The sequence below is a fragment of the Pseudorhodoplanes sp. genome (assembly GCF_035565855.1).
In the GTDB taxonomy this organism is placed as follows: domain Bacteria; phylum Pseudomonadota; class Alphaproteobacteria; order Rhizobiales; family Xanthobacteraceae; genus Pseudorhodoplanes.
Genome location: NZ_DATMRX010000123.1, coordinates 1 through 26,967, shown reverse-complemented (window position 1 = coordinate 26,967; position 26,967 = coordinate 1). Strand labels below are relative to the sequence as shown.

27 protein-coding genes are annotated in these 26,967 nt (G+C 64.5%); 11 read left to right on the top strand and 16 right to left on the bottom strand.

Translation table 11 applies throughout. The annotated features are described in order from the left end of the window. Positions 1 to 1,442, top strand: a 1,442-nt coding sequence (locus tag VN004_RS06995) for a M23 family metallopeptidase (protein ID WP_325608352.1), incomplete at its 5' end; no start/stop codon positions are given. A 182-nt stretch (positions 1,443 to 1,624) separates the two neighbouring features. Here the strand turns inward: VN004_RS06995 and clpB are convergent. Continuing rightward, positions 1,625 to 4,225, bottom strand: a complete 2,601-nt coding sequence (gene clpB, locus VN004_RS06990) for an ATP-dependent chaperone ClpB (RefSeq protein WP_325608350.1) — start codon at positions 4,223 to 4,225, stop codon at positions 1,625 to 1,627. 272 nt (positions 4,226 to 4,497) lie between these two features. Between clpB and VN004_RS06985 the strand changes: the two genes are divergently transcribed. Then, the gene (locus VN004_RS06985) at positions 4,498 to 5,277 is read left to right on the top strand and encodes an MOSC domain-containing protein (protein ID WP_325608348.1); all 780 of its coding nucleotides are present in this window, start codon (positions 4,498 to 4,500) and stop codon (positions 5,275 to 5,277) included. A 94-nt stretch (positions 5,278 to 5,371) separates the two neighbouring features. Then, positions 5,372 to 6,115 carry a pyrimidine 5'-nucleotidase gene (locus VN004_RS06980; protein ID WP_325608346.1) on the top strand — a complete coding sequence of 248 codons (744 nt, stop codon included), beginning with the start codon at positions 5,372 to 5,374 and terminating at the stop codon, positions 6,113 to 6,115. A gap of 12 nt (positions 6,116 to 6,127) precedes the next feature. Here VN004_RS06980 and VN004_RS06975 read toward each other — a convergent pair whose 3' ends face one another. The 4 genes from VN004_RS06975 to VN004_RS06960 all read right to left on the bottom strand — a co-directional run bounded on the left by VN004_RS06975 (position 6,128) and on the right by VN004_RS06960 (position 10,377). Then, positions 6,128 to 7,429 carry a TRAP transporter large permease gene (locus VN004_RS06975; protein WP_325608344.1) on the bottom strand — a complete coding sequence of 434 codons (1,302 nt, stop codon included), beginning with the start codon at positions 7,427 to 7,429 and terminating at the stop codon, positions 6,128 to 6,130. Further along, a complete protein-coding gene (locus VN004_RS06970) occupies positions 7,426 to 7,929 on the bottom strand; it encodes a TRAP transporter small permease (RefSeq protein WP_325608342.1) in 504 nt (167 codons plus the stop codon). Before VN004_RS06970 ends, VN004_RS06975 begins: the two co-directional genes overlap by 4 nt. Positions 7,930 to 8,120: 191 nt before the next feature. Continuing rightward, positions 8,121 to 9,179, bottom strand: a complete 1,059-nt coding sequence (locus VN004_RS06965) for a TRAP transporter substrate-binding protein (RefSeq protein ID WP_325608340.1) — start codon at positions 9,177 to 9,179, stop codon at positions 8,121 to 8,123. Between the two features lie 205 nt (positions 9,180 to 9,384). After that, on the bottom strand, positions 9,385 to 10,377 hold the full coding sequence (locus VN004_RS06960; RefSeq protein ID WP_325608338.1) for a tripartite tricarboxylate transporter substrate binding protein: 993 nt from the start codon (positions 10,375 to 10,377) through the stop codon (positions 9,385 to 9,387). 176 nt (positions 10,378 to 10,553) lie between these two features. Between VN004_RS06960 and dapD the strand changes: the two genes are divergently transcribed. Beyond that, the gene (gene dapD, locus VN004_RS06955) at positions 10,554 to 11,399 is read left to right on the top strand and encodes a 2,3,4,5-tetrahydropyridine-2,6-dicarboxylate N-succinyltransferase (RefSeq protein ID WP_325608337.1); all 846 of its coding nucleotides are present in this window, start codon (positions 10,554 to 10,556) and stop codon (positions 11,397 to 11,399) included. A 264-nt stretch (positions 11,400 to 11,663) separates the two neighbouring features. Beyond that, on the top strand, positions 11,664 to 12,821 hold the full coding sequence (gene dapE / locus VN004_RS06950) for a succinyl-diaminopimelate desuccinylase (protein ID WP_325608335.1): 1,158 nt from the start codon (positions 11,664 to 11,666) through the stop codon (positions 12,819 to 12,821). A gap of 97 nt (positions 12,822 to 12,918) precedes the next feature. Here the strand turns inward: dapE and truA are convergent, their stop codons facing one another. Genes truA through VN004_RS06920 form a run of 6 tightly spaced genes read right to left on the bottom strand, consistent with a single transcriptional unit; the run spans position 12,919 to position 16,321 of the window. Beyond that, a complete protein-coding gene (truA, locus tag VN004_RS06945) occupies positions 12,919 to 13,656 on the bottom strand; it encodes a tRNA pseudouridine(38-40) synthase TruA (protein WP_325608333.1) in 738 nt (245 codons plus the stop codon). A gap of 2 nt (positions 13,657 to 13,658) precedes the next feature. Beyond that, positions 13,659 to 14,156, bottom strand: coding sequence for an N-acetyltransferase (locus VN004_RS06940; RefSeq protein ID WP_325608331.1), 498 nt, complete (start codon positions 14,154 to 14,156; stop codon positions 13,659 to 13,661). Continuing rightward, the gene (gene fmt, locus VN004_RS06935; RefSeq protein WP_325608329.1) at positions 14,153 to 15,085 is read right to left on the bottom strand and encodes a methionyl-tRNA formyltransferase; all 933 of its coding nucleotides are present in this window, start codon (positions 15,083 to 15,085) and stop codon (positions 14,153 to 14,155) included. The genes VN004_RS06940 and fmt overlap by 4 nt, the downstream gene beginning before the upstream one ends. Before the next feature lie 2 nt (positions 15,086 to 15,087). Beyond that, a complete protein-coding gene (locus VN004_RS06930) occupies positions 15,088 to 15,522 on the bottom strand; it encodes a type II toxin-antitoxin system VapC family toxin (protein WP_325608327.1) in 435 nt (144 codons plus the stop codon). Beyond that, positions 15,519 to 15,764 (bottom strand): FitA-like ribbon-helix-helix domain-containing protein, encoded by a 246-nt coding sequence (locus VN004_RS06925; RefSeq protein ID WP_325608324.1) that lies wholly within the window; start codon positions 15,762 to 15,764, stop codon positions 15,519 to 15,521. The genes VN004_RS06930 and VN004_RS06925 overlap by 4 nt, the downstream gene beginning before the upstream one ends. Positions 15,765 to 15,805: 41 nt before the next feature. Then, positions 15,806 to 16,321, bottom strand: a complete 516-nt coding sequence (locus tag VN004_RS06920) for a peptide deformylase (RefSeq protein WP_325608322.1) — start codon at positions 16,319 to 16,321, stop codon at positions 15,806 to 15,808. Between the two features lie 172 nt (positions 16,322 to 16,493). On the opposite strand from VN004_RS06920, the gene VN004_RS06915 reads away from it, so the two are divergent. The 4 genes from VN004_RS06915 to VN004_RS06900 all read left to right on the top strand — a co-directional run bounded on the left by VN004_RS06915 (position 16,494) and on the right by VN004_RS06900 (position 21,154). Next, complete coding sequence (locus VN004_RS06915; RefSeq protein WP_325608320.1) at positions 16,494 to 17,699, top strand: DNA recombination protein RmuC; 1,206 nt, start codon at positions 16,494 to 16,496, stop codon at positions 17,697 to 17,699. Between the two features lie 214 nt (positions 17,700 to 17,913). Continuing rightward, the gene (locus VN004_RS06910; protein WP_325608318.1) at positions 17,914 to 19,038 is read left to right on the top strand and encodes an alpha/beta hydrolase; all 1,125 of its coding nucleotides are present in this window, start codon (positions 17,914 to 17,916) and stop codon (positions 19,036 to 19,038) included. Between the two features lie 350 nt (positions 19,039 to 19,388). Then, positions 19,389 to 20,738 (top strand): AmpG family muropeptide MFS transporter, encoded by a 1,350-nt coding sequence (locus VN004_RS06905; protein ID WP_325608316.1) that lies wholly within the window; start codon positions 19,389 to 19,391, stop codon positions 20,736 to 20,738. Between the two features lie 56 nt (positions 20,739 to 20,794). After that, positions 20,795 to 21,154, top strand: a complete 360-nt coding sequence (locus VN004_RS06900; RefSeq protein WP_325608314.1) for a DUF1622 domain-containing protein — start codon at positions 20,795 to 20,797, stop codon at positions 21,152 to 21,154. A gap of 55 nt (positions 21,155 to 21,209) precedes the next feature. Here VN004_RS06900 and recR read toward each other — a convergent pair whose 3' ends face one another. After that, positions 21,210 to 21,815, bottom strand: coding sequence for a recombination mediator RecR (recR, locus tag VN004_RS06895; protein WP_325608312.1), 606 nt, complete (start codon positions 21,813 to 21,815; stop codon positions 21,210 to 21,212). Positions 21,816 to 21,874: 59 nt separating this feature from the next. On the opposite strand from recR, the gene VN004_RS06890 reads away from it, so the two are divergent. Further along, positions 21,875 to 22,957: a class I SAM-dependent methyltransferase gene (locus VN004_RS06890; RefSeq protein ID WP_325608310.1), complete on the top strand. Its 1,083-nt coding sequence runs from the start codon at positions 21,875 to 21,877 to the stop codon at positions 22,955 to 22,957. Positions 22,958 to 23,178: 221 nt separating this feature from the next. Here the strand turns inward: VN004_RS06890 and VN004_RS06885 are convergent, their stop codons facing one another. The 4 genes from VN004_RS06885 to VN004_RS06870 form a co-directional block, all read right to left on the bottom strand. Next, positions 23,179 to 23,481, bottom strand: coding sequence for a GIY-YIG nuclease family protein (locus VN004_RS06885; protein ID WP_325608308.1), 303 nt, complete (start codon positions 23,479 to 23,481; stop codon positions 23,179 to 23,181). 180 nt (positions 23,482 to 23,661) lie between these two features. Further along, positions 23,662 to 24,498, bottom strand: a complete 837-nt coding sequence (locus VN004_RS06880) for an extracellular solute-binding protein (RefSeq protein ID WP_325608306.1) — start codon at positions 24,496 to 24,498, stop codon at positions 23,662 to 23,664. 25 nt (positions 24,499 to 24,523) lie between these two features. Beyond that, positions 24,524 to 25,246 carry an ABC transporter ATP-binding protein gene (locus VN004_RS06875; protein WP_325608304.1) on the bottom strand — a complete coding sequence of 241 codons (723 nt, stop codon included), beginning with the start codon at positions 25,244 to 25,246 and terminating at the stop codon, positions 24,524 to 24,526. Positions 25,247 to 25,251: 5 nt separating this feature from the next. Next, positions 25,252 to 25,944 carry an ABC transporter permease gene (locus VN004_RS06870; RefSeq protein WP_325608302.1) on the bottom strand — a complete coding sequence of 231 codons (693 nt, stop codon included), beginning with the start codon at positions 25,942 to 25,944 and terminating at the stop codon, positions 25,252 to 25,254. 71 nt (positions 25,945 to 26,015) lie between these two features. Here VN004_RS06870 and VN004_RS06865 point away from each other — a divergent pair, with 71 nt between their 5' ends. Further along, a complete protein-coding gene (locus VN004_RS06865) occupies positions 26,016 to 26,906 on the top strand; it encodes a helix-turn-helix transcriptional regulator (protein WP_325608300.1) in 891 nt (296 codons plus the stop codon). The last annotated feature ends 61 nt before the right edge of the window (positions 26,907 to 26,967 follow it).

Sequence of the window (26,967 nt, the reverse complement as noted above, 5' to 3'; positions counted from 1 at the left end):
TCTCCTTCGTGCAGCGCGATCTCGCCAGCGTGCTGCCGCGCGCCAAGATCGCGGGCGGGCTTCCGATGGACGAAATCCTCGCCAGCGTGCGTGAGGCGGCAAACTGGAACGCGCGCGACACCAACGCGCGTTATCAGGTGGCCAACCTCGCGCCGGCGACCCGCGCCCTCGGCTACGCGCCGGCCGACTCCAATCCCGACCCCTATGCCGGTTTCGAAGCGCGCATCGTCCCGGAAAACATCACGCTGCTCCCGAAGAGCACCACATCGACAAGCACTGCCAACGAGCGCACCTTCATCATCAGGAAGGGCGACCACATCTCGAAAATCCTCGACGAACTGGGCGCCCTGCCGCAGGAGATTCGCGCCATTGTCTCGGCGCTCGGCTTCCGCGGCCGCGACAACGGACTGAAAGAAGGTCAGCGCGTCCGCATCCTGATGTCGCCGGTGCCCGGCAGCGCACGCCAGCAGCCCGCCCGCGTGATCATCGCCAACGAAGCCGCCATTGAAGCGGTGATCGCGCTCTCCGACCTTGGCCGCTACGTATCGGTGGATGTTGCTGCGATGAATACGCCGTCCGTCGCCGAGGCGCGCGAAGAGGAGGAGGACGACGGCTCCGGCGTGCGGCTCTACCAGAGCATCTACGAGACCGCGCTGCGCAACCAGATCCCGCGCGCCGTGATCGAAGACATGATCCGGGTCTATTCCTACGACGTGGACTTCCAGCGCAAGGTCCAGCCCGGCGACTCGTTCGACGTCCTCTATGCCGGCGACGAAGACAACGCGACCGGGGGCGAAAGCCGCAACGACGTGTTGTTCGCCGCGCTCACCGTCGGCGGCGAACTGAAGCGCTTCTACCGGTTCCAGACTCCCGACGACAACATCGTCGACTATTACGACGAGACCGGAAAGAGCGCGAAGAAATTCCTGGTCCGCAAGCCGATGTCGGACGGCATCCTGCGCTCTGGCTTCGGCGTCCGCCGCCATCCGATTCTCGGCTACGCGAAGATGCACACCGGCGTCGACTGGGCCGCGCCGCACGGCACGCCGATCTATGCCGCCGGCAACGGCGAAGTCGAAAGGGTCGGCTGGGAAGGCGGCTACGGCAAGTATGTCCGCATCAAGCATACCAACGGCTACGAGACCGCCTACGGTCACATGACCGCCTATGCGAAGGGCATCGAGCCTGGTGCCAAGGTGCGTCAGGGCCAGGTGATCGGCTTTGTCGGTTCGACCGGCCTGTCGACCGGCGCGCACCTGCATTACGAGATCATGGTCAACGGCCGTTTCGTCGACCCGATGCGTATCCGTCTGCCGCGCGGCCGCGTGCTGGAAGACAAGATCCTCGCCGTCTTCGAGGGAGAACGCGACCGCATCGAGGGCATGATGAACCGTAGCTCCGGCGGGCGGATGGCCCAGACCACGCCACAGGCGGGGCGCTGATTCAACGCACCGTCATTCCGGGGCCCGCGCGCAGCGCGTGAACCCGGTATCCAGATACAAACTTCGAACGTCATGGCCGCTTCGAACGTCATGGCCGGGCTTGACCCGGCCATCCATCGTCTTCGCAAACACTTTTGTTCGATGGATGCGCGGGCTTAAAGCCCGCGCATGACCTGCGTCGGTTACGCCGCTTCCTTCACCGCTTCCCCGTTGAAGGTCAGCCCGCTCTTGCCGACCGAGACCTTCACCGTGTCGCCATCCTTGATCTTGCCCGACAGGATCAGCTCGGCGAGCGGGTCCTGCAGGTTCTTCTGGATGACGCGCTTGAGCGGACGCGCACCATAGGCCGGATCGTAGCCCTTCTCGGCGAGCCATTCGCGGGCCGCCGGTTCGAGCTTGATCGTGATCTTGCGATCGTCGAGCAGCTTCAAGAGACGCTGCAGCTGGATGTCGACGATGCGGCCCATGTCCTCGCGGCGCAGGCGATGGAACAGGAGGATTTCGTCCACGCGATTGAGGAATTCCGGACGGAAATTCGAGCGGACGACCGCCATCACCTGATCGCGGACCGCCTCCGAATCCTCGCCTTCCTTCTGGTTCACCAGATATTCGGCGCCGAGATTCGACGTCATCACGATCAGCGTGTTGCGGAAGTCGACCGTGCGGCCCTGCCCGTCCGTCAGGCGCCCGTCATCGAGCACCTGCAGGAGGACGTTGAACACGTCCGGATGCGCCTTCTCGATCTCGTCGAACAGCACGACCTGATAGGGCCGCCGCCGCACCGCTTCGGTGAGCGCCCCACCCTCCTCGTATCCGACATAGCCGGGCGGCGCGCCGATCAGCCGGGCCACGGAATGCTTCTCCATGAATTCCGACATGTCGATGCGGACCAGGGCATGCTCGTCGTCGAACAGGAATTCGGCGAGCGCCTTGGTGAGCTCGGTCTTGCCGACGCCGGCGGGCCCGAGGAACATGAACGAGCCGATCGGCCGGTTCGGATCCTGCAAGCCCGCGCGGGCACGGCGCACCGCGGTCGAGACCGCCTTCACGGCTTCCGGCTGGCCGACGACACGCTTTGCGATCTGCTCCTCCATCTTGAGCAGCTTCTCGCGCTCGCCTTCCATCATCCGGTCGACGGGAATGCCGGTCCAGCGCGACACCACCTGCGCGATATGGCTCGCGGTCACCGCCTCTTCGGAGAGAACTGCGCCAGCCGCGCCCTGGGCTTCCACCTCCTTAAGCTGCTTTTCCAGCTTCGGAAGCTTGTCGTATTGCAGCTCGCCGGCGCGCTGGTAATCGCCACGGCGGGTCGCATCGGCCAGCTCGTTCTTCAGCTTGTCGAGTTCTTTCTGGAGGTCGGCCGCCTTGGTCAGCTTGTCCTTCTCGGCCTTCCACTTCTGGGTCAGCGCGTCGGCCTCCTCCTCGAGGTCGGCGAGCTCCTTCTCAAGCTTTTTCAGCCGGTCCTGCGAGCCCGGATCGGTCTCCTTGCGGAGCGCCTCCTGCTCGATCTTCCGCCGCACGATCTCGCGGTCGAGATTGTCGAGCTCCTCCGGCTTGGAATCGATCTGCATGCGCAGCCGCGCCGCCGCCTCGTCCACGAGGTCGATGGCCTTGTCCGGCAGGAAGCGGTCGGTGATGTAGCGGTTCGACAACGTCGCCGCAGCGACCAGCGCCGCGTCCGCCACCTTCACCTTGTGATGGGCTTCGTATTTTTCCTTCAGGCCGCGCAGGATCGAGATCGTGTCCTCGACCGTCGGCTCGGACACGAAGACCGGCTGGAAGCGCCGCGCCAGCGCCGCATCCTTCTCGACATGCTTGCGGTATTCGTCGAGCGTGGTGGCGCCGACGCAATGCAACTCACCGCGCGCGAGCGCCGGCTTGAGCAGGTTGGAGGCGTCCATCGCCCCGTCGGCCTTGCCGGCGCCAACGAGCGTGTGCATCTCGTCGATGAAGAGGATGATCTGTCCGTCCGACCCGCCGACTTCGGTAAGAACCGCCTTCAGCCGCTCCTCGAACTCGCCGCGATATTTCGCACCGGCGATCAGGGCGCCCATGTCGAGCGCGAGCAGCTTCTTGTCCTGAAGCGATTCCGGCACGTCACCGTTGACGATGCGAAGCGCCAGACCTTCCACGATCGCGGTCTTGCCGACGCCGGGCTCGCCGATCAGCACCGGATTGTTCTTCGTCCGGCGTGACAGCACCTGGATGGTGCGGCGAATTTCCTCGTCGCGGCCGATCACCGGGTCGAGCTTTCCATCGCGGGCGGCCTGCGTCAGGTCCCGTGCATATTTCTTCAGCGCGTCATAGGCATTTTCCGCGGTCGCGGTGTCCGCGGTGCGGCCCTTGCGGATCGCCTCGATTGCCGCGTTCAGGTTTTGCGCGGTGACGCCTGCCCGCTGCAGGATCTTGCCGGCATCGCTCTCGCGATCCATCGCGAAGGCGAGCAGCAGGCGCTCCACGGTGACGTAGGAGTCGCCGGCCTTCTGCGCGACCTTCTCGGCCTGGTCGAAGATCCGCGCCAGCGCCGGCGTCATCTGCGGCTGGCTCGCGCCGCCGCCGGAGACTTTCGGCAGCTTCTTCAGCGCCGCTTCGACCTCAAGCAGCGCCTGCCTTGAATTGCCGCCCGAACGATCGATCAGGCCGGCGCACAATCCTTCCGGATCGTCCAGCAGAACCTTCAGCAAATGCTCAGGGGTGAATTGGGGGTTGCCCTCTCGCAGGGCCAACGAATGCGCCGATTGAATGAAACCGCGCACACGCTCGGTGTATTTCTCAAAATCCATATGTCGCTCCCTCGGGCTGATCCGCGGCCCTCGTCGAGGCACCTGCGGAGCATGTGGGTCGCCCCGCCGCCATGAGCCGTCTCAAAAAAACGGGCTAGAACTGCGAGACTTTACCGGCGGACCCCGGTTGGGCATCCGCAGCCCGGATGTAGGAATGCGGTCCCGTTTGCGGAAGTCAGGGGAGCGCAAAAAAGCTTGCCGGGGCGTTACCGCTGCCCCAAGACTGCCCCAAGACAGGCCGGCTATCTGCCGGTACCGTTAAGTGTCCGCTTATGCATGGAAAAATCCGCTCGATCGCGCGCTACCCGGTGAAGGGATTGTCGCCCGAAATCCTGCCGCGGGTCGCCCTGACGTCGGGCGGGACCCTGCCGGCCGACCGCCTCTACGCGATCGAGAACGGCCCCTCCGGCTTCGACCCGGCGGCCCCGCAATATTTCCCCAAGCAGCGCTTCCTGATGCTGATGCGGAACGAACGCCTGGCGGCACTCGACACCCATTATGACGAGCCGACCCATAGCCTCACCGTGCGGCTGAACGGGTCCGAGGCGGCGCGCGGGGACCTGCGAACCGCGCAAGGCCGGGCGGCGATCGAAGGCTTCTTCGCGCGCTACGCAGCCGACGAATTGCGCGGGCCCCCGAAGGTCCTCCATGCCGAAGGCCACAGCTTCTCCGATGTCGCGGCCAAGGTCGTCTCGATCATCAATCTCGGCTCGGTCGCAGCGATCGAGACTGCGGTCGGGGCTCCGGTCGACCCGCTGCGGTTTCGGGGCAATCTCTATGTCGAGGGCTGGCCGGCCTGGCGCGAATTCGACCTGCTCGGTCAGACGCTGACGATTGGCCCGGTGAAACTGAAGGTGGTGAAGCGGATCGTGCGCTGCGCCGCCACCAACGTCGAGCCGCGCACCGGCATCCGCGACATGGAAATTCCGAGGACGCTGGCGCAGGCCTTCGGTCACATGGATTGCGGGGTCTATGCCGAGGTGGTCGCGGGAGGCACCATCGCCGCAGGCGACGCGATCGCCACGCCCGACGGTAGCGCCCAGCGGACCTGAAGCCTGGATGCCCCGCCTTCGCGGGGCATGACGAGGAGTTTCATCGCCCCTTCGCGCGCTGGCGCAGTCCTGGGCGCTGTCATACATAGGCCCGATGACATCCGACTCGCTGCGAGGTTCCACCCCGCTTCACGCCCCCGGCCGGGGGAAGCCCGAGCGCGTCTTCTCGCATGTCACGACCTGGATCTTCGATCTCGACAACACGCTCTATCCGCATCACCTCAATCTCTGGCAGCAGGTCGATGAGCGCATCCGCGACTATATCGCCCAGCTTCTGAACATCACGCATGACGAGGCCTTCCGGCTGCAGAAGGACTATTACAAGCGCTACGGCACATCGATGCGCGGTCTGATGACCGAACACGGGATGAAGCCGGACGACTTCCTCGACTTCGTGCATCAGATCGATCATTCGCCGCTCGAGCCCAATCCGGTTCTCGGCGGCGCGCTGGAGCGGCTGCCTGGCCGCAAGCTCATCCTGACCAACGGCACCCGCAAGCATGCCGACGCGGTGATGCGACGGCTCGAGATCCACGGACATTTCGAGGACGTGTTTGACATCATCGCCGCCGAACTCGAACCGAAGCCGTCGCAGAAGACCTACGAGCGCTTCCTCGCGCGCCATGACGTCGACCCGTCGCATGCGGCGATGTTCGAGGATCTGGCGCGCAATCTCGCGGTGCCGCATGCGCTCGGCATGACCACTGTTCTGGTGGTCCCGGAAGGGACGCGCGAGGTGTTCCGCGAGGACTGGGAGCTGGAAGGCCGCGACGCGGCCCACGTCGATTACGTCACCGACGACCTGTCGGGCTTCCTGCAGCAGCGCTGCTGCCGGTAACGCCCCGCCGTCTTATCCGACGAGGCTCGGCAGCCACAGCGCGATCGCCGGGAACAGGATCAGCAACGCCACCAGCACGAAATCGGCGGCGAGGAACGGCAACGTCCCGCCATAGATCCGCATCACCGGTATTTCCGGATGCTGGGCCTGGATCACGAACACCGTCATGCCGGTCGGCGGCGTGATCAGGCCGATGGTGCACATGATGGTGACGAAGATGCCGAACCACACGCCGTCATAACCGATCGCGTTGATCAGCGGCAGCGTGATCGGCACGGTGATCAGGATGGTGGAGACCTCGTCGAGGAAGGTGCCGAGCGCAATGTAGAGCGCCATCACCGCCATCAGGATCCAGAACGGCGACAATTCGCTCAGGTGCGCCCATTTGGTCAGTTCGTTCGGGAACTGGGTCAGCACGATGAAGCGCGAGAAGATGGTCGCGCCGGCCACCACCAGAAGGATGGATGCCGTGGTGTAGACCGTCTCCAGCATGCAATCGACGAGATCGCGGATCGACATCGACCGCGTGGCAAAGCCGATCACGATCGCAAGGAAGGCGGCCACGGCCGCGGCTTCGGTGGGCGAGAACCAGCCGAAATAGATGCCGAACACCGCGATGAAGAACAGTAGGCCGAGCTTCCACATGCCGACCGAGGCATGCAGCCGATCCTTGAACGGCATCGACGGCACCCGCGGTATCCATGTCGGCTTGATCCAAGCCACGGTCCACACCGTGACGACATAAAGACCGGCCAGCACGAAGCCGGGTACGAACGCGGCCGCGTAAAGCTTCACCAGCGACACTTCGGCGACGATCGAATAGATCGCGGTCAGCACCGACGGTGGAATGAGGACGCTCAGCGTGCCGGCGGAGGCCACGGTGCCGCCGGCGAAGGCGGGATCGTAGCCATGGCGGCGCATTTCGGGGATCGCAACCCGCGAGAAGGTCGCGGCTGTCGCGATCGAGGAGCCGCAGATCGCCCCGAACAAGGTGCAGGCGCCGATGCTGGCATTAGCGAGCGCGCCGCGGATCCCGGAAAATACCGCGTTGCAGGCCTGGAACAATTCGCCCGCCATATTGGCGCGCGAGGCCACAGCGCCCATCAGAATGAACAGCGGAATGACCGAAAGCGAATACGCGCTCGCCATTTGATACGGCACGCTGCCGGCCATCTTCAGCGCCGGAGCCCAGCCGTCGATCGCGGCATAGCCGAGGAAACCCGCAGCCGCGAGCGCGATCGCGATCGGCACGCGCAGGAAGATCAGCACCAGAAGCAGGACGACTCCCGCAAGCCCGATCGCGGTGATGGTCATACGTGATCCTCGATCCGATGCTCGATCGAATCGGGCCCCTTGTCGTCGCTGCGGAACAGCATGAACAGCGCCGCCGCCGCGGCGAGGCTCATCCCGACGAGGACGATAGTCCAGTGCCAGAATTTCGGCAGGCCGAGATCGGCGGTGATGTCGTGGAATTCATAGGAGTCCCACGCGGCGTCCCAGCTCTGCCAGACCAGAACGACGAATGTCGCAACCGACAGCACAAGCGCGATGCGCTTGAGCAATGGCACGATGCGCGGCCATATCTCGTCGATCGTGTTCACGAGGATGTTGTCGTCGCGCAGGAACACGCACGGCAATGCGAGAAAGAACGAACCGGCGAGCATGAGCTCGATCAGTTCGTAAACGCCGCGCAGCGGATACGCGAAGAACGTGCGCAGCACGACATCGGCAACGGTGAGCACCAGCATTCCGAGCAGGAAAACGACCGCGACGGCGCCGCAGATCGCCGATGCGATATCGCCGATCCGCTTCACGGCCGCACCCACGTCGCGCCGGCGAAGCGCGTGCGCTCGCGCAGCCTCTGTTCCCCGGCAACAAGCAGGGAGCCCTGAGGACAAGGATTCGGACGTCGGATCAAGATGGACAGGCCCCCCTCACCCGCGGCCTTCTTATCGGCCAGCGGCCTCTCCCCGCAAGCGGGGAGAGGGATCACTTCACGCGCGGATTAGTCCCAGAAATTCTTGGAGTCCTTGGCGTGCTTTTCGGCGAGCGACTTCATCATGCTGTGGACAGCGCTGGCGGGAAGCCCCTTGCCGTCCAGCTCCTTGACCTTCGCCGCAGCGACGTCGGCGCCGATCTTGCGGAACTTGGCGTTCTCCTCGGGCGAAAGCTTGATCGCCTCGCTGCCGCCATCGAGCAGCGCCTTCTTTCCTGGCGCGTCGAGACCGTCCCAGGCCTGGCCGATTTCCTTTTCCACGCCAACCAGCGACTTGGTGATCAGCTGCTGCAGATCCGGCGGCAGCTTCTTCCAGGTATCCTCGTTCATCGCGAGACCGAAGCTGGCGACATAGGAATACATCTCGGTCGTGTGTTTCACGGTGCCGCCCATCTTGAAGGCGATGCCGGCGCCGCCGTAGTCGATCACCACGCCGTCGAGCGTGCCCTTCTGCATCTGCTCGACCTGCTCGGTCGGCGCGACGCCGACCGGCGAGCCGCCCAAAGCCGCGATGAAGTCGCGGATTTCCGGAGAAGCGAAGCGCAGCCGCAAACCCTTGATGTCGTCGACGGACTTGATCGGCTTCTTGGTGGTGTGAATGTTGCCGGGCTGGTGCGTGAAGAGAAGCAGCAGCTTGACGCCCTTGTGCTCGGCATCGAGATATTTCGATCGCAATTCGGGATCGTTCAGCACCTTGGTGCCGATCTCCGCGCTGCCGACCATGTACGGCACCTGCACAATTCCGGTCAGCGGGAAGCGGCCCGGGGTCGCGCCATGCAGGAACCAGGAAATGTCGGCCTGGCCCGTGCGCGCGAAGTCGTAATGCTGCGGGACCGGGCCCATCTGCGCGCCGGGGAAGCGCTTGAATTTAATCCGGCCGCCGGAATCCTTCTCGAGCTTTTCGGCCCATTTGATCAGCCATTGCGACATGGCGTGCTGATCTCCGACATAATAGGCGAGCTTCAGCTCGATCGGTTGTTGTGCGGTTTGCGCGGTAGCGCTGCCGGCGCCGAGTGCGAGGGCCAAAGCAGCCGGCAGCAAGGCGCGCCGGGTCAATCCTGTCATCATAATCATCCTCCCGATCGGCCAAGAACCGACCGATTTCGCGTGTTATGGGCGCAAAGTGCCAAAATGAGCGCGCGGCCGCAATGGCTAAAGGACGCATAGCCCCGGCCATCGCGCGGCTGTTTGCGCTCAGTCAAATGACGGACGCGCCCGCGCGCAAGTGGGCCAAGCTTCGCCCGCCCACCCGCGGCATCGGCGGCGTGTCAGATCAGTCGAGACTGACCCCGCTCGCCTTGATCGTCGTGCCCCATTTCTCGATTTCACGGTCGAGAAATTGCTTCAGATAATCCGTCGAGGCGCGATCCTTTGTCACGAAGGCCGAGCCGACCTTTTTCAGGCGATCGCCAAGGCCGGGCGTCTCGATCATCGCAACGGTCGCCTTCTGCAACTTGTCGATGACCTCCTGCGGCGTTCCCTTCGGAACGAAGAACGCGCTCCAGAATGGCGCCTCCAGGGTCAGGCCCTGCTCGACCGTGCTCGGGATCTGCGGCAACAGCACGGAGCGATCCTTGGCCAAGGCGGCGAGCGGCTTCAGCGTTTGCGAATCGATCTGCGGCACCGCGGCCGCGCCGAGTGCACAGATGAAGTCGAGGCGGCCGGCAATCGCGTCCTGCACAGCGGGCGCCGAACCGCGATACGGCACATGGACCGCATCGATTCCCGCCGCCGCATTGAGCTGCGCGCAGGCCAGATGCGAGGCCGAGCCGACGCCGGCCGATCCGTATTTCAGCTTGCCGGGATTGGCCTTGCCATAGGCGATGAACTCCTTGAGGTCGTTCACCGGCAGGTCCTTGCGCGTCAGCAGCACGATCGGCTGCTCGGCGACGAGCGCGACCGGCATGAAGTCGGCGACCGGATCGTAAGGCAGCTTCTTGTAGAGCGCCTTGCTCATCGCGAAAGTGTCGATGCCGCCCATCACGAACTGGTAGCCGTCCGGCGTCACCTTCGACACGCGGCCGACGCCGATCGTGCCGCCGGCCCCGCCCATATTCTCGACCACGACCTGCTGACCGAGGACCTCGGAGAGGCGCGCCGCGAAGACGCGCCCGACCACATCCGACGCGCTTCCAGGCGCGAAGGGGATGACCAGCGTCACCGGCCGGTTCGGCCAGTCCTGCGCACTCGCAGGCGAGCTCAATGGCGGCGCAATCAGAAGCAGCGCGGCAATCGCCATGAGCAGGCGGCGGGGCGAAAATTTCATCAGAGGCACCTCTTCATTTTCATGTGCGTTGTTCGCGTTTGTGCAAACACCGCGCGGCTCAGCAAATTGCGTGCCGTCCTTTCTCTCACACGGCCCCCTCGGAGAAAAGCGGAGCGCCATTGACATCCGCCGACGCGTCGCGCCACACAGCGGACGCTTAAGAACCGGGGACAGGCATGGCTCACGAAAAGCTCGCTCAAACCATCGACGACGCCTTCGAAAAGCGCGAGGACGTCTCGCCGAATACCCGGGGAGCGGTGCGCGACGCGGTCGAACAGGCGCTGGAGCTTCTGGATTCCGGCGCGGCCCGCGTCGCCGAGAAGCAGGGCGACGGCCGCTGGAAGGTCAACCAGTGGCTGAAAAAGGCCGTGCTGCTGTCGTTCCGGCTGAACGACATGAGCGTGATCAAGGGCGGCCCCGGCGAGTCGGTGTGGTGGGACAAGGTGCCCTCCAAGTTCGAAGGCTGGACCGACGCCAAGTTCAAGGCGGCCGGCTTTCGCGCCGTACCCAATTGCGTGGTGCGCAAATCCGCCTTCATCGCGCCGGGCGTGGTGCTGATGCCGTCCTTCGTCAATCTCGGCGCCTATGTCGATTCCGGCACTATGGTCGATACCTGGGCGACGGTCGGCTCCTGCGCGCAGATCGGCAAGAATTGTCACATCTCCGGCGGCGCCGGCATCGGCGGCGTCCTCGAACCGCTCCAGGCCGGTCCTGTCATCATCGAGGACAATTGCTTCATCGGCGCGCGCGCTGAAGTCGCCGAAGGCGTCGTGGTGCGCGAAGGTTCGGTGCTGTCGATGGGTGTCTATCTCGGCGCCTCGACCACCATCATCGACCGCTCGACCGGCGAAACCTTCCGCGGCGAAGTCCCGCCCTATTCGGTCGTGGTGTCGGGTACCATGCCGGGCAAGCCGCTGCCGAACGGTCAGCCGGGGCCGAACCTCTATTGCGCGGTGATCGTCAAGCGCGTCGACGAGAAGACCCGCTCCAAGACCTCGATCAACGAATTGCTGCGCGACTGAACCGCGGCCGAGCCTGCCGCGACAGACGCGACCGCCTGCCGGGAATCGGATCGATCAAGGATCGGCCGCATCGTCCCGGCAGTCTCGGCGGCACATTGACGGAAGGGTCGCCGCTGTGGTGGTTACGGATCGCCGCGGGCGACGCGCCCGGCATATGAGGACGGATCGAGCGCCGCCTCCCTGCGCGGCACCGATGGCGACAAAGATGATGGACCCGATCCACTTGCCCAATCGAACTCCTGCCCGGCGCGCGGATAAAGTCTGATGGCTGCCGATCCCGTCGCCATCGCCCAGAGCCTGTTGCGCTGCCCGTCGGTCACGCCGGCGGAAGGCGGCGCGCTGACCTATCTCGAAAGCCTCCTGAAAGCTGCGGGCTTCACCACCCACCGGATGACCTTTTCCGAGCCCGGCACGCCGGACGTGGAGAATTTCTACGCCCGCATCGGCACGGATTCCCCGCATCTGATGTTCGCCGGCCATACCGACGTCGTGCCGCCCGGCAACGAAAAGGCCTGGACGCATCCGCCGTTCTCCGGCGAGATCGCGGACGGCATTTTGTACGGACGCGGCGCTGTGGACATGAAGGGCGGGATCGCCGCCTGCATCGCCGCTGCGCTCGATTATCTCGCCGCGAATGGCGGAAAGCCCAAGGGCTCGATCTCTTTCCTGATCACCGGCGACGAGGAGAGCGTTGCGATCAACGGCACGCCGAAGCTGCTCGACTGGGCGGCCAAGCACGGCGAAACATTCGATCACTGCATTCTCGGCGAGCCCAGCAACCGCGAAACGCTTGGCGACACCATCAAGATCGGCCGGCGCGGCTCGCTGAACGGCACGCTCATCGTGCATGGCAAGCAGGGCCACGTCGCGTACCCTGAGCGCGCCGACAATCCGGTGACCGGTCTCGTGACGCTGATCTCGGCGCTCAAGCGCGAGCCGCTCGATCATGGCTCGAAGCTGTTCGATCCGTCGAACCTCGAATTCACCTCGGTCGATGTCGGCAATCCGACCGTCAATCTTATTCCGGGCGAAGCACGCGCCCGCTTCAACATCCGCTTCAACGACCTGCATAATCAGGAATCGCTGAAAGTCCTGCTCGAGAAGCGCGCGGTCGCGGCGGCCGATGGCAAGATCCGGTTCTCCTTCGAATGGGAGCCGTCCAATGCCGATGTGTTCGTGGTCGAGCCCGGCCCGTTCACCGACATGGTCGCGAATGCGGTCGCCGAAGTGACGGGGCGAAAGCCGGTCCTCTCCACCACCGGCGGCACGTCCGACGCGCGCTTCATCAAGAATTACTGCTCGGTCGTGGAATTCGGCCTCGTCGGCCAGACGATGCATGCGATCGACGAACGCGTGCCGGTGTCGGAGCTTGTCGCGCTGACCGGGATCTACCGGAAGATACTGGACCGGTATTTCGCCTGATCGGCGACTGATCCCTTCCCTAGGAAGCGTGCTCTCAGATCTGTCAGGCCCCGCCTTCGCGGGGCATGACAGCCGTAGGGCTGTCGCGCAAACCAGACTAATAATCCACCTTCACGAGATACAGCCCCTCGGCCGGCGCCACCTGTCCGCACAGCACGCGGTCGCGCGCCGCGAGAATGCGCGTGATGTCATCCGGGGTCCACTTGCCCTCGCCGACATGCACCAGCGATCCGACCATTGAGCGCACCTGGTTGTGCAGGAACGAGCGCGCCGAGACGAGAAGGTTGACGTTCCACCCGTCGGTCTCGATGTCGAGCTGGTCGAGCGTCTTCACCGGCGATTTCGACTGGCATTCGGTCGAGCGGAAAGTGGTGAAGTCGTGCTTGCCAAGGAGCCGCTTTGCCGCCTCGCGCATCGCCGCGATATCGAGCGGACGCCCGACCCGCCAGGCCCTGCCGAGATCGAGCGCGAGATCGGGCCGCCGGTTCACCACGCGATAGAGATAATGCCGCTTCGTCGCCGAGAAGCGTGCGTTGAAGTCTTGGCTCACACGCTCGGCAGACAGCACGGCAACCGGCTGCGGCCGCAGATAGAAATTGAGCGCATCGCGAACCGTGCCGCCCTCGTGATCGCCGCGCAGATCGCAATGCGCGACCTGCCCGAGCGCGTGAACGCCGGCATCGGTGCGGCCGGCGCCCTGGATGGTGACGCGCTGGCCGTCGAACTTTGCGATGGCGTCCTCGATCGCGCCCTGCACGCTCGGCGCGTCGGCCTGATACTGCCAGCCGCGATACGGCGCGCCGTCATATTCGATGATGAGCTTGTAGCGGGGCATTCTTACAAACCTGCAAAGGCAGGCGCATAGCGGACCTCGCCGCGATGCGGCGCATCGTCCGACAGGCGCAGGACCTGCATGTGAGGGCCGTCATAGGGAGTGCGGTACGCTGCGGCGACGCCAGCATCAAAGCCGAACCGCTGGTAATAACCGGGATCGCCGAGCACGAAGACCAATGTTTCGCCGCCCTGCCTGAGCCGGTCGATGCCGTCACGGATCATCGACTGACCGACGCCTCTCCGTTGATGCTCCGGCAGCACAGCCACAGGTCCGAGCGCCACCGCCGGTATCGCATCGGCATGATTGTGAACGGTCAGCCGCGAAAACGCGCAATGTCCGACAATCGCGCGACCGATCCCGGCAACCAGCGACAGCAAGAGATCGCCATCCGCCCGCAGCCGGTCCACAAGATCCGCCTCGGCCGGGCGGCCGAAGGCCCCGCTATTGACCGAACGGATCGCGTCCCGGTCAACCGGTGTTTCAGTTCTGACGGCGATCACGTCAGCACGGTGCCGCGCGCGAGCTTCGTGCCGCGCAGAAATTCGTCCGCCTTCATCGGCTGCTTGCCGGCGCGCTGCAATTCCAGGATGCGGATCGCACCATTTCCGCAGGCGATGGCGAGATTGTCGTCGAGCACCGTGCCCGGTGCGCCGCTGCCATCGCTGAGCGTTGAGCGCAGCACCTTCACCCGCGCCGGTCCCTTGTCGCCCGGCATCTCGAACCATGCGCCGGGAAAGGGCGACAGACCGCGGATGTGATTGCGCACATCCTGCGCCGGCCGCGACCAGTCGATCCGGGTTTCGGCCTTGTCGATCTTCTCGGCATAGGTCACGCCCTCATTCGGCTGCGGAACGATCTGCAACGAGCCGCGCTCGAGGGCGCCGAGCGCGCGATGCATCAGGTCGCCGCCGATCGCCGCGAGACGATCGTGCAACTCGCCCGCCGTCATGTCGGGCCCGATGGCGACGCGCTCCATCATCGCCATGCCGCCGGTATCGAGGCCCTCATCCATCTTCATCACGGTGACGCCGCTCTGCGCATCTCCCGCCATGACGGCGCGGTTGATCGGGGCTGCGCCCCGCCAGCGCGGCAACAGCGAAGCGTGCAGATTGAAGCAGCCGAGCGGCACCGCATCGAGGATGGCTTTGGGCAGGATCAGCCCATAGGCGACGACCACCGCCGCATCCGCTTCGAACGATGCAAACTCGGCCTGCGCCTCTTCGGTGCGCAAGGTCTTCGGCGTCAGCACGGTAAGACCGAGCCGCTTGGCTTCGCGCGCGACCGGCGTGTCCTGAAGGTCCATGCCGCGTCCGGCGGGCTTCGGCGCGCGGGTATAGACGGCGGCAATCTCGTGTCCGGCGCCCGCGAGTTCGACCAGCGTCGGTACCGCGAAGTCCGGCGTTCCCATGAAGATCAAACGGAGCGGCATGGCTAACGTCCGCCCTCGGGTTTGCTGAATGGATTGATCACGGTAAGGCCGAACGCGACAAATCCGTTTTCGTCACGCGAGCAAAGTGAAGCTCCGTGGCGCACGGCTATTGCGGCAATAAGTCCATCCATTTGGTTGAGCGGAAGTCCTTTCTGCTTTCGTATGGCCGCGAGTCTTGCGTAAATCGACGCAGCGGCCTGATCGAAGGGAAGGATTCGACCGCGAAAAGCGTGGTGCTCGATATGGTCGATCGCGACACTCAGCGCCGTGCGCCGGCGTCCGGCGGGCAACAATTCTTCACCATAGCGCAACTCCGCAAGCACAGGCGCGCAGATGAAAAGCTCTGCCTCGTCCTGGGAATCGAGCCACTCGATAACAGACGATTGCGGCAAAGCCCTCATCGTCTCGGACACGACATTTGTGTCGAGGACGATCATTCGAAATCTGGCGGATCGCTGACGTCGCCCGGAATTTCGAACACCAGGTCGTCGCCCCGAAACTCCTCCGGCAGCAACGATGAGAGATACGTTCCCATTTTCAGGGGTGGCTCCGACACAGTGAGCCCGCGCTGAAGAACAAGCTTTGCTTCATCGGACAGACTCCGGCCGTGCTCCCGCGCGCGCCGTTCGATCTCGCGCTTGAGCTCGGGGTCGATCTTCCGGATCAGCATGTCAGTCATTTGATATCATTGATATCAAAAGTGCGCGGTTGGCGCAACGTTCACTCCGCCGCCTGCTTCGCGATCTTGGTGAATTTCTTGATCACGCGATCGCGCTTCAGCTTGGAGAGGTGATCGATGAACAAGACGCCGTTGAGGTGGTCGATCTCGTGCTGGATGCACGTCGCGAAAATGCCGTCGGCCTCGACCTCCTGCGGCTTGCCGTCGAGATCGAGATAGGTGAAGCGCACCTTCGCGGGCCGTTCGACTTCCTCGTAATATTCCGGGATCGAGAGACAGCCCTCTTCGTGGACATTCATCTCTTCGGACGACCAGGTGATCTCCGGATTGATGAAGACCTTGGGGTCCTTCTCCTCGTCCTTCTTGGCGAGATCCATGGTGACCACACGCAGCGGCTCGCCGATCTGGATCGCGGCGAGACCGATACCGGGGGCGTCGTACATCGTCTCCAGCATGTCCTCGGCGAGCGCGCGCACCTTGGCGTCCACCGCCTCGACCTTTTTCGAGACGGTGCGCAGGCGCTTGTCGGGGATAACGAGGATGTCGCGGAGAGCCATGGGCGCGATGTAATTATCGGGCGGCGCGCGGTCAATTTCGATCTTCTTCGATCGTCCGCTCCTCCCGCGCCCCGATCCGGCCGGGAGACTGGCCCTGGCGCCGCGTCCCGAGCGCAACCATTTCGTTCACTTTTTGTTCCAACGCCGCCGCGAATCGTGCTAATGAGGCGCGATGGACAGCCTCGCCCTGATCCGGGACCGGCTCGCCGGCCTCGACCCGCTGCTTGTTGTCGCGGTGATCGCGGCCGTTTGCGCATTCGTCCTCGCCGCCGTGATCGGCGTCACCATCGTGCAGATCGCAAGGCGCCGGCGGCGGATGAAGGAAGCGGCCGAAGCCGAACGGATCCAGGCGGAGGAGAACGAGGCCCGGATGGCCGAAATCCGGCGCCTCCAGGCCGAGACCACCGGGCTCGTCCGCGCGATGGGCGACATGCTCGCGAACCGGCAATCGCAATTCGAGAAGGCGTTTTCCGAACGCCTCGATGCGGTCACGCACCGGATCGGCCAGTCGATCCAGCACACCACGCATCAGACCGGCGAGAACCTCAATCGCCTGAACGAGAGGCTGGCCGTCATCGATGCCGCGCAGAAGAACATCACCGCGCTGGCGTCGCAGGTCACCTCGCTGCAGAGCGTCCTGTCCAACAAGCAGCAACGCGGCGCCTTCGGCCAGGGCCGCATGGAGATGATCATCGAGGACGGGCTGCCGAAGGGCGCCTACGAATTCCAGTACACGCTTTCCAACAATACGCGGCCGGACTGCGCGATCCATTTTCCCGACCAGCGGCCGCTGATCATCGACGCCAAATTCCCGCTGGAAGCGGTGACCGCGTTCCGCGACGCTAAATCGGACGAGGAACGCAATCTCGCCAGCCGTCTGTTGCGCCAGAACGTCGCCAAACATATTGCCGATATCGCCGGAAAATACCTGATACCGGGTGAGACTCAGGAACTCGCCCTGATGTTTGTGCCCTCTGAATCGGTCTATGCCGAGCTGCACGATCAGTTTGACGATCTGATCCAGCGCGCGTTCCGCTCGCGCGTCGTCATCGTCTCCCCCTCGCTGCTCATGCTCGCTGTGCAGGTGATCCAGCAGATCCACCGCGACGCGCGGATGCGCGAGGCGGCCGACAAGATCCACGCCGAGGTCGGGCATTTCATGGACGATCTCAAGCGGCTGCGCGAGCGCGTGCGCAAGCTCGAGGCGCATTTCGGCCAGGCCACCGAGGACATCAAGCAGATCGTGATCTCAACCGACAAGCTGGAGCGGCGCGGCAGCCGCATCCGCGAGGTCGAGTTCGACGGCGAACTGGACGATCAGGCCAGCATGGTGCTGCCCGCCCCCGTCGGGGCGAGCCGCGTCGCGGCGGCGGAGTGAGACGCTTCGGACAACGCTCCCGGCCGATTTCGGGCGGCTGACGGCCATTTTCGCGGTGCAAAGGGCCCGGATGCGGCCGCCGTGGCCAATTAACCATAGTTCCGCGCTGCCGCTGCAACAGCGGCCCGGCATAGCCCCGTCCGGCTGGTACGGGACGCTCGGCTGGGCTAGATTGCAGTTGGTTAATGTTTGGTAAATGCGCGGAGTATCGGTCGTGCTGAGGGGGATGCTGACCTTTGCCGCAATCGCGGCTGCGCTGACATGCGCAGGGTGCGTGCATCGTCCTGCGCAAGGTGTCCTCACGCCGACAAAGCAGCAGGTCGAGGGAACGGCTCGCGTCCCGCTTCTCGTCGCGACCACGCGCAAGCCCGCCGTCGAAGATCCCGGCGAGATGTTCGGGGGCGAACGCGCCGACGCGCTCTCCTACGCCTCGATCACCGTCTCGATTCCGCCCGAACGCAAGGTCGGCCAGGTGCAATGGCCGGCCGCGTTGCCGGGCGATCCCAAGCGCGACTTCGTCACCGTGTCCGCCGATTATCTCGACCAGCGCGGATTCGGTGCGGCTGTGGTGGACACCGCGCGCCGGACCAAGCATCCGCGCGTCCTGATCTTCGTCCACGGCTTCAACAACCGCTTCGACGATGCGGTGTATCGCTTCGCGCAGATCGTGCACGATTCCAAGGCCGAAGCTGTGCCGATCCTGTTCACCTGGCCATCGCGCGGCAATATTCAGCTGAAGTCCTATACCTATGACCGCGAAAGCGCGAACTATTCGCGCGATGCGCTTGAAGCGCTGATCGACGACCTCGCACGCTCTCCGCACATCAAGGAAATTCACCTCTTGGCGCATTCGATGGGAAGCCATGTGACCCTCGAAGCGCTGCGCGGCCGCGCGATGCGCCGCGCACCCGGCAACGACAAGATCAAACAGGCCATGCTCGTTGCGCCGGACGTCGACATCGACGTGTTCCGCGCCACCATCAAGCGCATGGGCCCGAACCGGCCGAAGATGCTGTTGTTCGCGGCGCAGGATGACGGCGCGCTGTCGCTCTCCAAGGAAATCTGGGGTGGCGTCGCGCGGATCGGCGAAGTCGGCGCCACCGAGCCGTATCGCACCGAATTCGAAGGCCAGCGCATCGCCGTCTACGATCTCACCCCGTTGCAGGCCAAGGGCACCACCGCGCATAGCCGGGCTTTCGACGACATCGGCGACGTCATGGAACTGGTGCGCGAGCGCAATATGCGCGAACGTGGCATCCAGGTCGCACGCGGCGCCCAGCCGCCCGCTCCTCCCCCCGCGGCCCCGGCAGCGCGAGAGACCGCGGCGCTCCGCGACTAGGGCGCCTTCGGTTCTCACCGAAGCAACAGCTTTCCCTGTCATCGCCCGGCTCTCGCTGTCACCGCCCGGCTCTCCCTGTCATCGCCCGGCTCTCCCTGTCATCGCCCGCGAAAGCGGGCGATCCAGTAAACACACCGGCTTCAAGAGTTTGCTGGATGCCGCGCCTTCGCGCGGCATGACAAGACATGCCGGGCGCAACAAAGGCGGGCCGCAACGGACCGACCGCCGCAATCACCCTGGTTCGTCGATACCACCCTTCCCCGGCTCCTCCACTTTGCGGCGATATGAAGCCCACGGTGTCCGATTGCATCTTCAACCGGACAGGATCGCCCTCTAGACTCGGCCGGCATATGACCCCTCTCGAATCGCCTGCCACCAAAGCGAGCTGGTCCGACGCGCTCGCGGTTTATCTCAAGCCGCGGGTCCTGATCGTCATCCTGCTTGGCTTCTCGTCCGGCCTGCCGCTCGCCCTGTCCGGGGCGACGCTTGCGATCTGGATGACCGAGAGCGGCGTCAACCTGCGCACCATCGGCCTCTATGCGCTGGTCGGCCTGCCCTACACGCTGAAATTCCTCTGGGCGCCGCTGGTCGATGCGCTCGACGTACCGATCCTGTCGCGCGCGCTTGGCCGCCGTCGCGGATGGCTCGTCTTCTCGCAATTGCTGCTGACCCTCGCGATCCTGTTCCTTGCGCTTCAGGACCCGAGCGTGTCGCTCTGGCCGGTCGCGTTCGGTGCGCTGATGATCGCCGCCACCTCGGCGACGCAGGACATCGTGATCGATGCCTTCCGCGTCGAGAGCCTCGACACCAGCGAGCAGGCGGCCGGCATGGCCGGCTATGTCGCAGCCTACCGCATCGGCATGCTGGCCTCCGGCGCCGGCGTGCTCGCCCTCACCTATTGGCTTGCCGAGATCGGTGTCGCCCGCAACACGGTCTGGATGTGGGGCTATTTCGCCGCCGCCGCCTTGATGGTGGTCGGCATCGTCGCCTCGCTGATGGCGACCGAGCCCGCAGCGCCGCCCGATGTTGTCGATCGCAAGCGCGATCCGATCAGCCGCGTCGCGATCACCGCCTTCGGTGCGTTCAGGGAATTCCTCACCCGCCCCGAGGCGATCGCGATCCTTCTGTTCGTCGTCCTGTTCAAGTTCTGCGACGCATTCGCCGGCGTTCTCACCGCCCCCTTCATCATCGATATCGGCTTCGACAAGGCGACCTATGCGACGATCGTGAAGGGCGTCGGACTTGCCGCCGCTCTCGCTGGCGGATTTGCCGGCGGCCTCGTCGCGCGCGCGCTTCCGCTGTCGACGAGCCTCTGGGTCGGCGGCATCCTGCAGGCCTTCTCGAATCTCGCCTTCGCCTGGCTGGCGCTGATCGGGCCTCATGTGCCGGCACTGACGATTGCCGTCATCTTGGAGAATTTCACCGGCGCCATCGGCACGGTGATCTTCGTCGCCTATCTCTCCGCCCTGTGCGGCGTGCGCGCGCATACGGCGACGCAATTTGCCCTGCTCACGGCGCTCGCCGCGGTCGGCCGCACCACCCTGTCCTCCGGCGGCGGCTTTGTCGCCGAATCCACCGGATGGTTCTGGTTCTTCGTGATCTCGGTCCTCTTGTCGATCCCGAGCTTCGTTCTGCTTCTCTGGCTGCAGATGCGCGGCCATTTCCGCGCATTGGACAAGCGGGACGAATCAGGCTCCTGATTCATTCAGGCAAGCATTGCGGCCAGCGATTGCCGCGACGCGCGGGGAGCCTTCGCATGATGTTCACGCCCTGGATCGAACTTGTCGGCTCGACGCTCGACCTCGTCGGCGTCGGATTGATCGCAATCGGCGTCGTCATCTCGTTCGCGCGCTATGCGGGCGTCGTGTTTGCTCCGCCCCCCGATGTGAATACCTATCGCCAGCTGAGGCAGGACATCGGCCGCGCGATCCTGCTCGGCCTCGAAGTGCTGGTGGCCGCCGACATCATCCGCACCGTGGCGGTCACACCGACGCTCGAAAGCGTCGCCGTGCTCGGCGCCATCGTCGTGATCCGGACCTTCCTCAGCATGAGCCTGCAGCTCGAGGTGGAAGGCCGCTTTCCGTGGCAACAGGCCAAGACGACAGCCGAACGCTAAGACAATCGTTCCCGCAGCTCCGGATACGCGAAGCCCGCGCCAGGCGGTCCGGCCATTACATCGCCGTTCTTTGCCGGATCGCGGCAGACAGCGTGCCTTCGTCGAGATAATCGAGTTCGCCGCCGACCGGCACGCCATGCGCAAGGCGCGTCACCGTGACATTGGCGTCCTGCAGGAGATCGGTGATGTAATGCGCCGTGGTCTGACCGTCGACCGTCGCATTGAGCGCGAGGATCACCTCCCTGACGGACGGATCATGCGCGCGCGTGACCAGGGTATCGATCGCGAGATCCTGCGGGCCGACACCGTCGAGCGGTGACAGCGTGCCGCCCAGCACGTGGTAGCGCGCATTCACCGCGCCGGCGCGCTCCAGCGCCCACAGATCCGCGACATCGGACACCACGACGATCACGGACTCGTCGCGCTTCGGATCGGTGCAGACCGTGCACGGATTCTGGCTGTCGATATTGCCGCAGGTTCCACACACGGTGATCCGCTCCTGCGCGACTTCCAGCGCGTCGGTCAGCGGCGCCATCAATTGCTCGCGCTTCTTGATAAGGTGAAGCGCGGCCCGGCGGGCCGAACGCGGGCCCAGTCCAGGCAGCCGCGCCAGCAGCTGGATCAGGCGCTCGATTTCAGGTCCGGCAACGGCTTTGGGCATGTGATTCTCGGTTTGGCCTTCCTTATATAGGATCAGGAGAGCCGGAAACCGCCGACGTCATGACTCCCCTCGCCCGCCTTGCCACCCGTGTCGCCTATGGCGCAACCCAGCTGCCGCGCCTCGCCTGGTATGCCGGTCATGCCTATGCGCTGCAGCGGCTGGCCGCCGAAGCGCGCCGCCGCGAGGGCCAGGGCGAGGGCGAGGACGAGACGCCTCAGCGCGCGGGCGACAACCGCGCGCCGGTCTTGAGCCAGCGCCGGCTCTACGGCGACATGGCGGAACTGCTCGGCCGCGATCTCGCCAATGTCGAGGCCGGGATCTACCCGCTGCCCGCCGATCATGACGGATCGGTGCAGACCCTCATCCGGCGCTCGCGGCTGTTTTTCACCGACCTGCCCGAGGTGTACCGGCGGCGAAAAGAGCGACGCCATGACGAGGTTTTGACCGAGGAGCTGCGCGGCCGGCGGCCGGATTATTATCTGCAGAATTTCCACTACCAGTCCGGCGGCTGGCTCACCGAGGATTCGGCCGATCGCTACGACACCCAGGTCGAGGTGCTGTTCAAGGGCACCGCGAACGCGATGCGCCGCATGGCGCTGCCGGAGTTGCACGAGATTTTCCGCGGGCGCGATCAGCGCACGCTCCGCCTGACCGATATCGGCTGCGGCACCGGGCGCTTTCTCGATTTCGTCAAACAGGCCTGGCCGCGTCTGCCGGTCACCGGAATCGATCTGTCCGACGCCTATATCCGCCATGCGCGGCAGCACCTGCGGCGCCGCTCGCGCGTCACGGCGCTGGTGGCGAAGGCGGAGAGCCTGCCGCTCGCGGATTCCAGCCAGGATGCGGTGACGTCGATCTTCGTGATGCATGAATTGCCGCCGCCGGTCCGGCGCGCGGTGATCGGCGAATGCGCGCGCGTGCTGAAGACCGGCGGCCGTCTCGTCATCGTGGATTCGCTGCAGCGGCGCGACGTGCCCGATTATGCGGGATTGCTCGAACGCTTCCCGCAGAATTATCACGAGCCCTATTTCGAGAGCTATCTCGACGAGGACTTCTCAGCGATCGCGGCATCGCATGGGCTCACGCCTGTCCGCGACGAGCCGGCCTTCGTGTCGAAGGTGATGGCGTTCGACAAGAGCTGAAGCGATTTCCGTTGAGGTGGAATCGCTTCGCCTGCGGGATTGTTTCTCGAACGCGTTGGAGACTTCGGTCAGCGCGCCGCGCAGGCTTCCCGCGGCGTGGAGAAGGACGGTGTCGGCGGCGGTTGCGGGGACTGATAGGCCCATCATAAACCCCAGGACAATCACAGGACGAAGCCAAAATGTCAGTGTCATTGCCCGCGAAAGCGGGCAATCCAGTGTAATCAAGGAACGGCGATTTCCGGATAAAGATCGATCCATCTCGGATTTGTCCTCTCTATCAGTTCAATTTTCCATTCCCGAGTCCATTTCTTCAGGCGCTTCTCACGCCGTATCGCATTCTCGATGTCTGAAAACTGCTCGTAATAGACGAGCCGATGAACGCCGTATCGCCTGGTGAAACCGGGAACAACGTCCATCTTGTGCTCATAGACACGACGAACGAGATCGTTAGTCACTCCTATGTAGAGAGTGCCGCCTTCCTGACTTGCAAGAATATAGACCCAGTACGATCGCTCGATGGCCATGACGAGATGCGCTCGCAACGATAGCGGCATTCGTATCGTAACGTGGCATCATCGGATGCACCAACTCCCGCCTTTCACTGTCATGCCCCGCGCAAGCGGGGCATCCATACAGCAGTCTTTGCGTCCCGCTGGATCGCCCGCTTTCGCGGGCGATGACAGCTGAGGGGCTGCCCGAAGCTGTTACACACCCGATGCGTTCGCGTTCGGGAAGAACAGCTGCTGGCCGTTGATCTTGTAGTCGGCGATGGCCTTCTGGCCTTCCGGTGAAATGATCCAGTCGATGAAGGCCTGGCCTTCCGCCTTCTTCACGTTCGGATGCTTTTCCGGATTGACGAGGATCACGCCATACTGGTTGAAAAGCTTGTTGTCGCCTTCGACCACGATCTCGAGATCGCCGCGGTTCTTGAAGTTCAGCCAGGTGCCGCGGTCGGCGAGCACATAGGCACCCGACGCCGATGCGGTGTTGAGCGCGGCGCCCATGCCCTGCCCGATCGCCTTGTACCAGGCGCCCGCATCCTTGGCGGCAACGTCGATGCCCGCCTGCTTCCACAGATTGAGCTCGGCAACATGCGTGCCGGACCTGTCGCCGCGCGAGATGAAGGGCGCGGACTTGGCCTGGATCGCCTTCATCGCGGCGACGATGTCCTTGCCGCCCTTCACGCCGGCGGGATCGCTTTTCGGGCCGATCAGGACGAAGTCATTATACATGACCGGAAAACGCTTCACGCCATGGCCCTCGGCGACGAATTTCTCTTCCTGCGGCTTCGCATGCACGAACACCACATCGGAATCGCCGCGCCGTCCGGTGTCGAGCGCCTGGCCGGTGCCCTGCGACACCACCTTCACATCGATGCCGGTCTTCTTCTTGAACAGCGGCAGGATGTGGTTGAACAGGCCGGAATCCGTGGTCGATGTGGTCGAGGACACGACGATGGATTTGTCCTGCGCGAATGCGGGGGACGCGAGCGCGATCAGCGCGGCTGCGCCGAACGCGACCAGACTGCGGCGTTGAATCATTGTTGTTCCTCCGGTGTTTTGGGTTTCAAACGAGTAATTCGCCGGCGACGAAACGACGTGCCGCGTCGGTCGCGGGCGTGGTGAAGAAGGTTTGCGTGTCGGCGACCTCGACGACGCGGCCCTTGTTCATCAGCACGATCTCGCCTCCGAGGCGGCGGGCCTCGCCGAGATCGTGCGTGGCCATCACGATCTTGATGCCTTGCGCCGCGATGGTGCGGATGATGTCTTCGGTCGCCTTGGTCGCGGCGGGATCGAGGCTTGCGGTCGGCTCGTCCAGAAACAGGATCTCCGGCTGCTTTGCGAGCGCGCGCGCGATGGCGAGCCGCTGCTGCTCGCCGCCCGACATGCGGCGCGCCGGGCGCTCGCTCAATCCGCCGAGGCCGACGCGGTCGAGCAATTCCTGCGTCGCGGCGCTGCGTTCATTCCTTGGGACGCCGGCCGCGGCCAGCGCATAGACGAGATTGGCGCTGGCGCTTCGCCGCAGCATGACCGGCCGCTGGAACACGATGGCGCGGCGGGTCGGCGGCACGCCGGTGCGCCCGCCATAGGTGACGCGCCCGCTGGTCGGGGGAACGAGGCCCATCGCCACCCGCATCAGGCTGGATTTGCCCGAGCCGTTCGGTCCGACGAGCATCGTCGGTGCACCGGCGCTGAACGTGAGCCGGACGCGGTCGAGGATCGTCACCGCGCGCGCGAGCAAGGACACATCTTCGAGCATCAGCGGCAGGTCGGTTGCGGGCGCACGCATCGCCATCATCCCGCATATCGCTCGCCGGCCCGGCGAACGCCCCAGGCCAGAGCATTCACGACCAACACCAGAACAAGCAGGATCACGCCCAGACCAATGGCCAGAGGAAGATTGCCCTTCGATGTCTCGAGCGCGATCGCCGTGGTCATGACGCGGGTGAAGCCGTCGATATTGCCGCCGACGATGATCACCGCGCCGACCTCGGCCGCGGCCCGGCCGAAGCCCGCAAGCAGCGCCGTCACAAGGGAAAATCGCGCATCCGCGATCAGGGTCACGATCCGCTGCAGCGGGCCGACATTCATCGCGTCGAGTTCGTCGCGATATTCGGTCCACAGATCCTCGATGGTCTGGCGGGACAGAGCAGCGATGATCGGCGCCACGAGAATGGTCTGCGCAACAATCATCGCCCCCGGCGTAAAGAGAATGCCGAGACTACCGAGCGGCCCCGACCGCGACAGCAGAAGATAGACGACGAGCCCCACCACCACTGGTGGTAGTCCCATCAGCGCATTCAGCACCACGATGACGGCATTGCGTCCGGGAAAGCGGGTAAGCGCGATCAACGCACCGAGCGGTATGGCGATCAGCGCGGCGCAAAAGACCGCGGACAGGCTGACGATCAGGGACAGGCGAACAATCGCGAGCAGAACCGGATCGGCCCGCAGGATCAGGTCGAGTGCTGAAGCATCAGTCGGCACCCGAATTGTCTTGCATCGAGCGGCACAGGGGTCAATATTTGTAACAGTTTCATCTATTTGCATAAATGTTCATGCTAGAGCTCTTGACCACCGAGGAGACCGCCGCCTATCTCCGGCTGAGCGAACGCAAGCTCTACGAGCTGGTCGCGGCGGGCGCGGTCCCCTGCAGTAAGGTGACGGGCCGATGGCTGTTTCCGAAAGCGGCGCTCGATCGGTGGGTGGCGTCCGGCCTGCCGGACGGTCTGAAATCGCTGGAGGAATCGGCGCCGGCGATCGTCGGTGGCAGCACGGATCCGTTGCTGGAATGGGCGCTGCGGGAGAGCGGGTCGGGTCTAGCGAGCCTCCCCGAGGGTTCGGAGGCGGGGCTGCGGCGGCTCGCCCGGCGCGAGATCATGGTCGCGGCGATTCATCTGCATGCGCTGGAGGCCGCGGATCCTTCCACCGCCAATATCGATGCGGTGGCCCATGCACCCGGCCTGCACGACGCCGTGGTGATCGGCTTCGCGCGGCGCGAGCAGGGTCTTTTGGTCGCACCCGGTAACCCGCATGGCATCGAGGACCTCCCGCAGGTCGCAAGCCGGAAGCTGCGGGTCGCGCAGCGTCAGGAGGGCGCCGGGGCGCAGCTGCTCCTGCGCTTGCTGCTGGCGGAGGCGAAGCTGACGACCCGAAACATCAAGCCGGTGCATCCGGTCTGCGCGACCGGGACAGATCTCGCACAGGCGATCCGCGCCGGACATGCCGATTGCGGGATCGCTACCCGCGCTGCGGCGCAGGCCGCCGGCCTCGATTTCGTGCCCCTGGTCTGGGAAAACTTTGATCTTGTTCTGCGCCAGCGCGACTATTTTCTGCCCGGACCGTCTGCCCTGTTCGGCTTTTTTCGCTCGGACCGCTTCCGGCAGCGGGCGGGGGAGCTAGGCGGCTATGATCTGACGGTTTGCGGGGCGATCCGCCTCGTCGCCTGAGTGTTCTGCCGGAAAATAATCCCCGGGACTCTTGAAAAAGAGCTCCTCCGCGGTCAAAAGG

Excerpts from the sequence above, each read along its gene's own strand:
- VN004_RS06965 (WP_325608340.1), bottom strand. The coding sequence starts at position 9,179 with ATGATGACAGGATTGACCCGGCGCGCCTTGCTGCCGGCTGCTTTGGCC.
- VN004_RS06865 (WP_325608300.1), top strand. The coding sequence starts at position 26,016 with ATGCTAGAGCTCTTGACCACCGAGGAGACCGCCGCCTATCTCCGGCTG.
- VN004_RS06920 (WP_325608322.1), bottom strand. The coding sequence starts at position 16,321 with ATGGCTCTCCGCGACATCCTCGTTATCCCCGACAAGCGCCTGCGCACC.
- dapE (WP_325608335.1), top strand. The coding sequence starts at position 11,664 with ATGGCTGCCGATCCCGTCGCCATCGCCCAGAGCCTGTTGCGCTGCCCG.
- recR (WP_325608312.1), bottom strand. The coding sequence starts at position 21,815 with ATGCCCAAAGCCGTTGCCGGACCTGAAATCGAGCGCCTGATCCAGCTG.
- VN004_RS06890 (WP_325608310.1), top strand. The coding sequence starts at position 21,875 with ATGACTCCCCTCGCCCGCCTTGCCACCCGTGTCGCCTATGGCGCAACC.
- VN004_RS06980 (WP_325608346.1), top strand. The coding sequence starts at position 5,372 with ATGACATCCGACTCGCTGCGAGGTTCCACCCCGCTTCACGCCCCCGGC.
- VN004_RS06900 (WP_325608314.1), top strand. The coding sequence starts at position 20,795 with ATGATGTTCACGCCCTGGATCGAACTTGTCGGCTCGACGCTCGACCTC.
- VN004_RS06960 (WP_325608338.1), bottom strand. The coding sequence starts at position 10,377 with ATGAAATTTTCGCCCCGCCGCCTGCTCATGGCGATTGCCGCGCTGCTT.
- VN004_RS06880 (WP_325608306.1), bottom strand. The coding sequence starts at position 24,498 with ATGATTCAACGCCGCAGTCTGGTCGCGTTCGGCGCAGCCGCGCTGATC.
- fmt (WP_325608329.1), bottom strand. The coding sequence starts at position 15,085 with ATGCCGCTCCGTTTGATCTTCATGGGAACGCCGGACTTCGCGGTACCG.
- VN004_RS06905 (WP_325608316.1), top strand. The coding sequence starts at position 19,389 with ATGACCCCTCTCGAATCGCCTGCCACCAAAGCGAGCTGGTCCGACGCG.
- dapD (WP_325608337.1), top strand. The coding sequence starts at position 10,554 with ATGGCTCACGAAAAGCTCGCTCAAACCATCGACGACGCCTTCGAAAAG.
- VN004_RS06975 (WP_325608344.1), bottom strand. The coding sequence starts at position 7,429 with ATGACCATCACCGCGATCGGGCTTGCGGGAGTCGTCCTGCTTCTGGTG.
- VN004_RS06875 (WP_325608304.1), bottom strand. The coding sequence starts at position 25,246 with ATGCGTGCGCCCGCAACCGACCTGCCGCTGATGCTCGAAGATGTGTCC.
- VN004_RS06930 (WP_325608327.1), bottom strand. The coding sequence starts at position 15,522 with ATGATCGTCCTCGACACAAATGTCGTGTCCGAGACGATGAGGGCTTTG.
- VN004_RS06915 (WP_325608320.1), top strand. The coding sequence starts at position 16,494 with ATGGACAGCCTCGCCCTGATCCGGGACCGGCTCGCCGGCCTCGACCCG.
- VN004_RS06925 (WP_325608324.1), bottom strand. The coding sequence starts at position 15,764 with ATGACTGACATGCTGATCCGGAAGATCGACCCCGAGCTCAAGCGCGAG.
- truA (WP_325608333.1), bottom strand. The coding sequence starts at position 13,656 with ATGCCCCGCTACAAGCTCATCATCGAATATGACGGCGCGCCGTATCGC.
- VN004_RS06885 (WP_325608308.1), bottom strand. The coding sequence starts at position 23,481 with ATGGCCATCGAGCGATCGTACTGGGTCTATATTCTTGCAAGTCAGGAA.
- clpB (WP_325608350.1), bottom strand. The coding sequence starts at position 4,225 with ATGGATTTTGAGAAATACACCGAGCGTGTGCGCGGTTTCATTCAATCG.
- VN004_RS06985 (WP_325608348.1), top strand. The coding sequence starts at position 4,498 with ATGCATGGAAAAATCCGCTCGATCGCGCGCTACCCGGTGAAGGGATTG.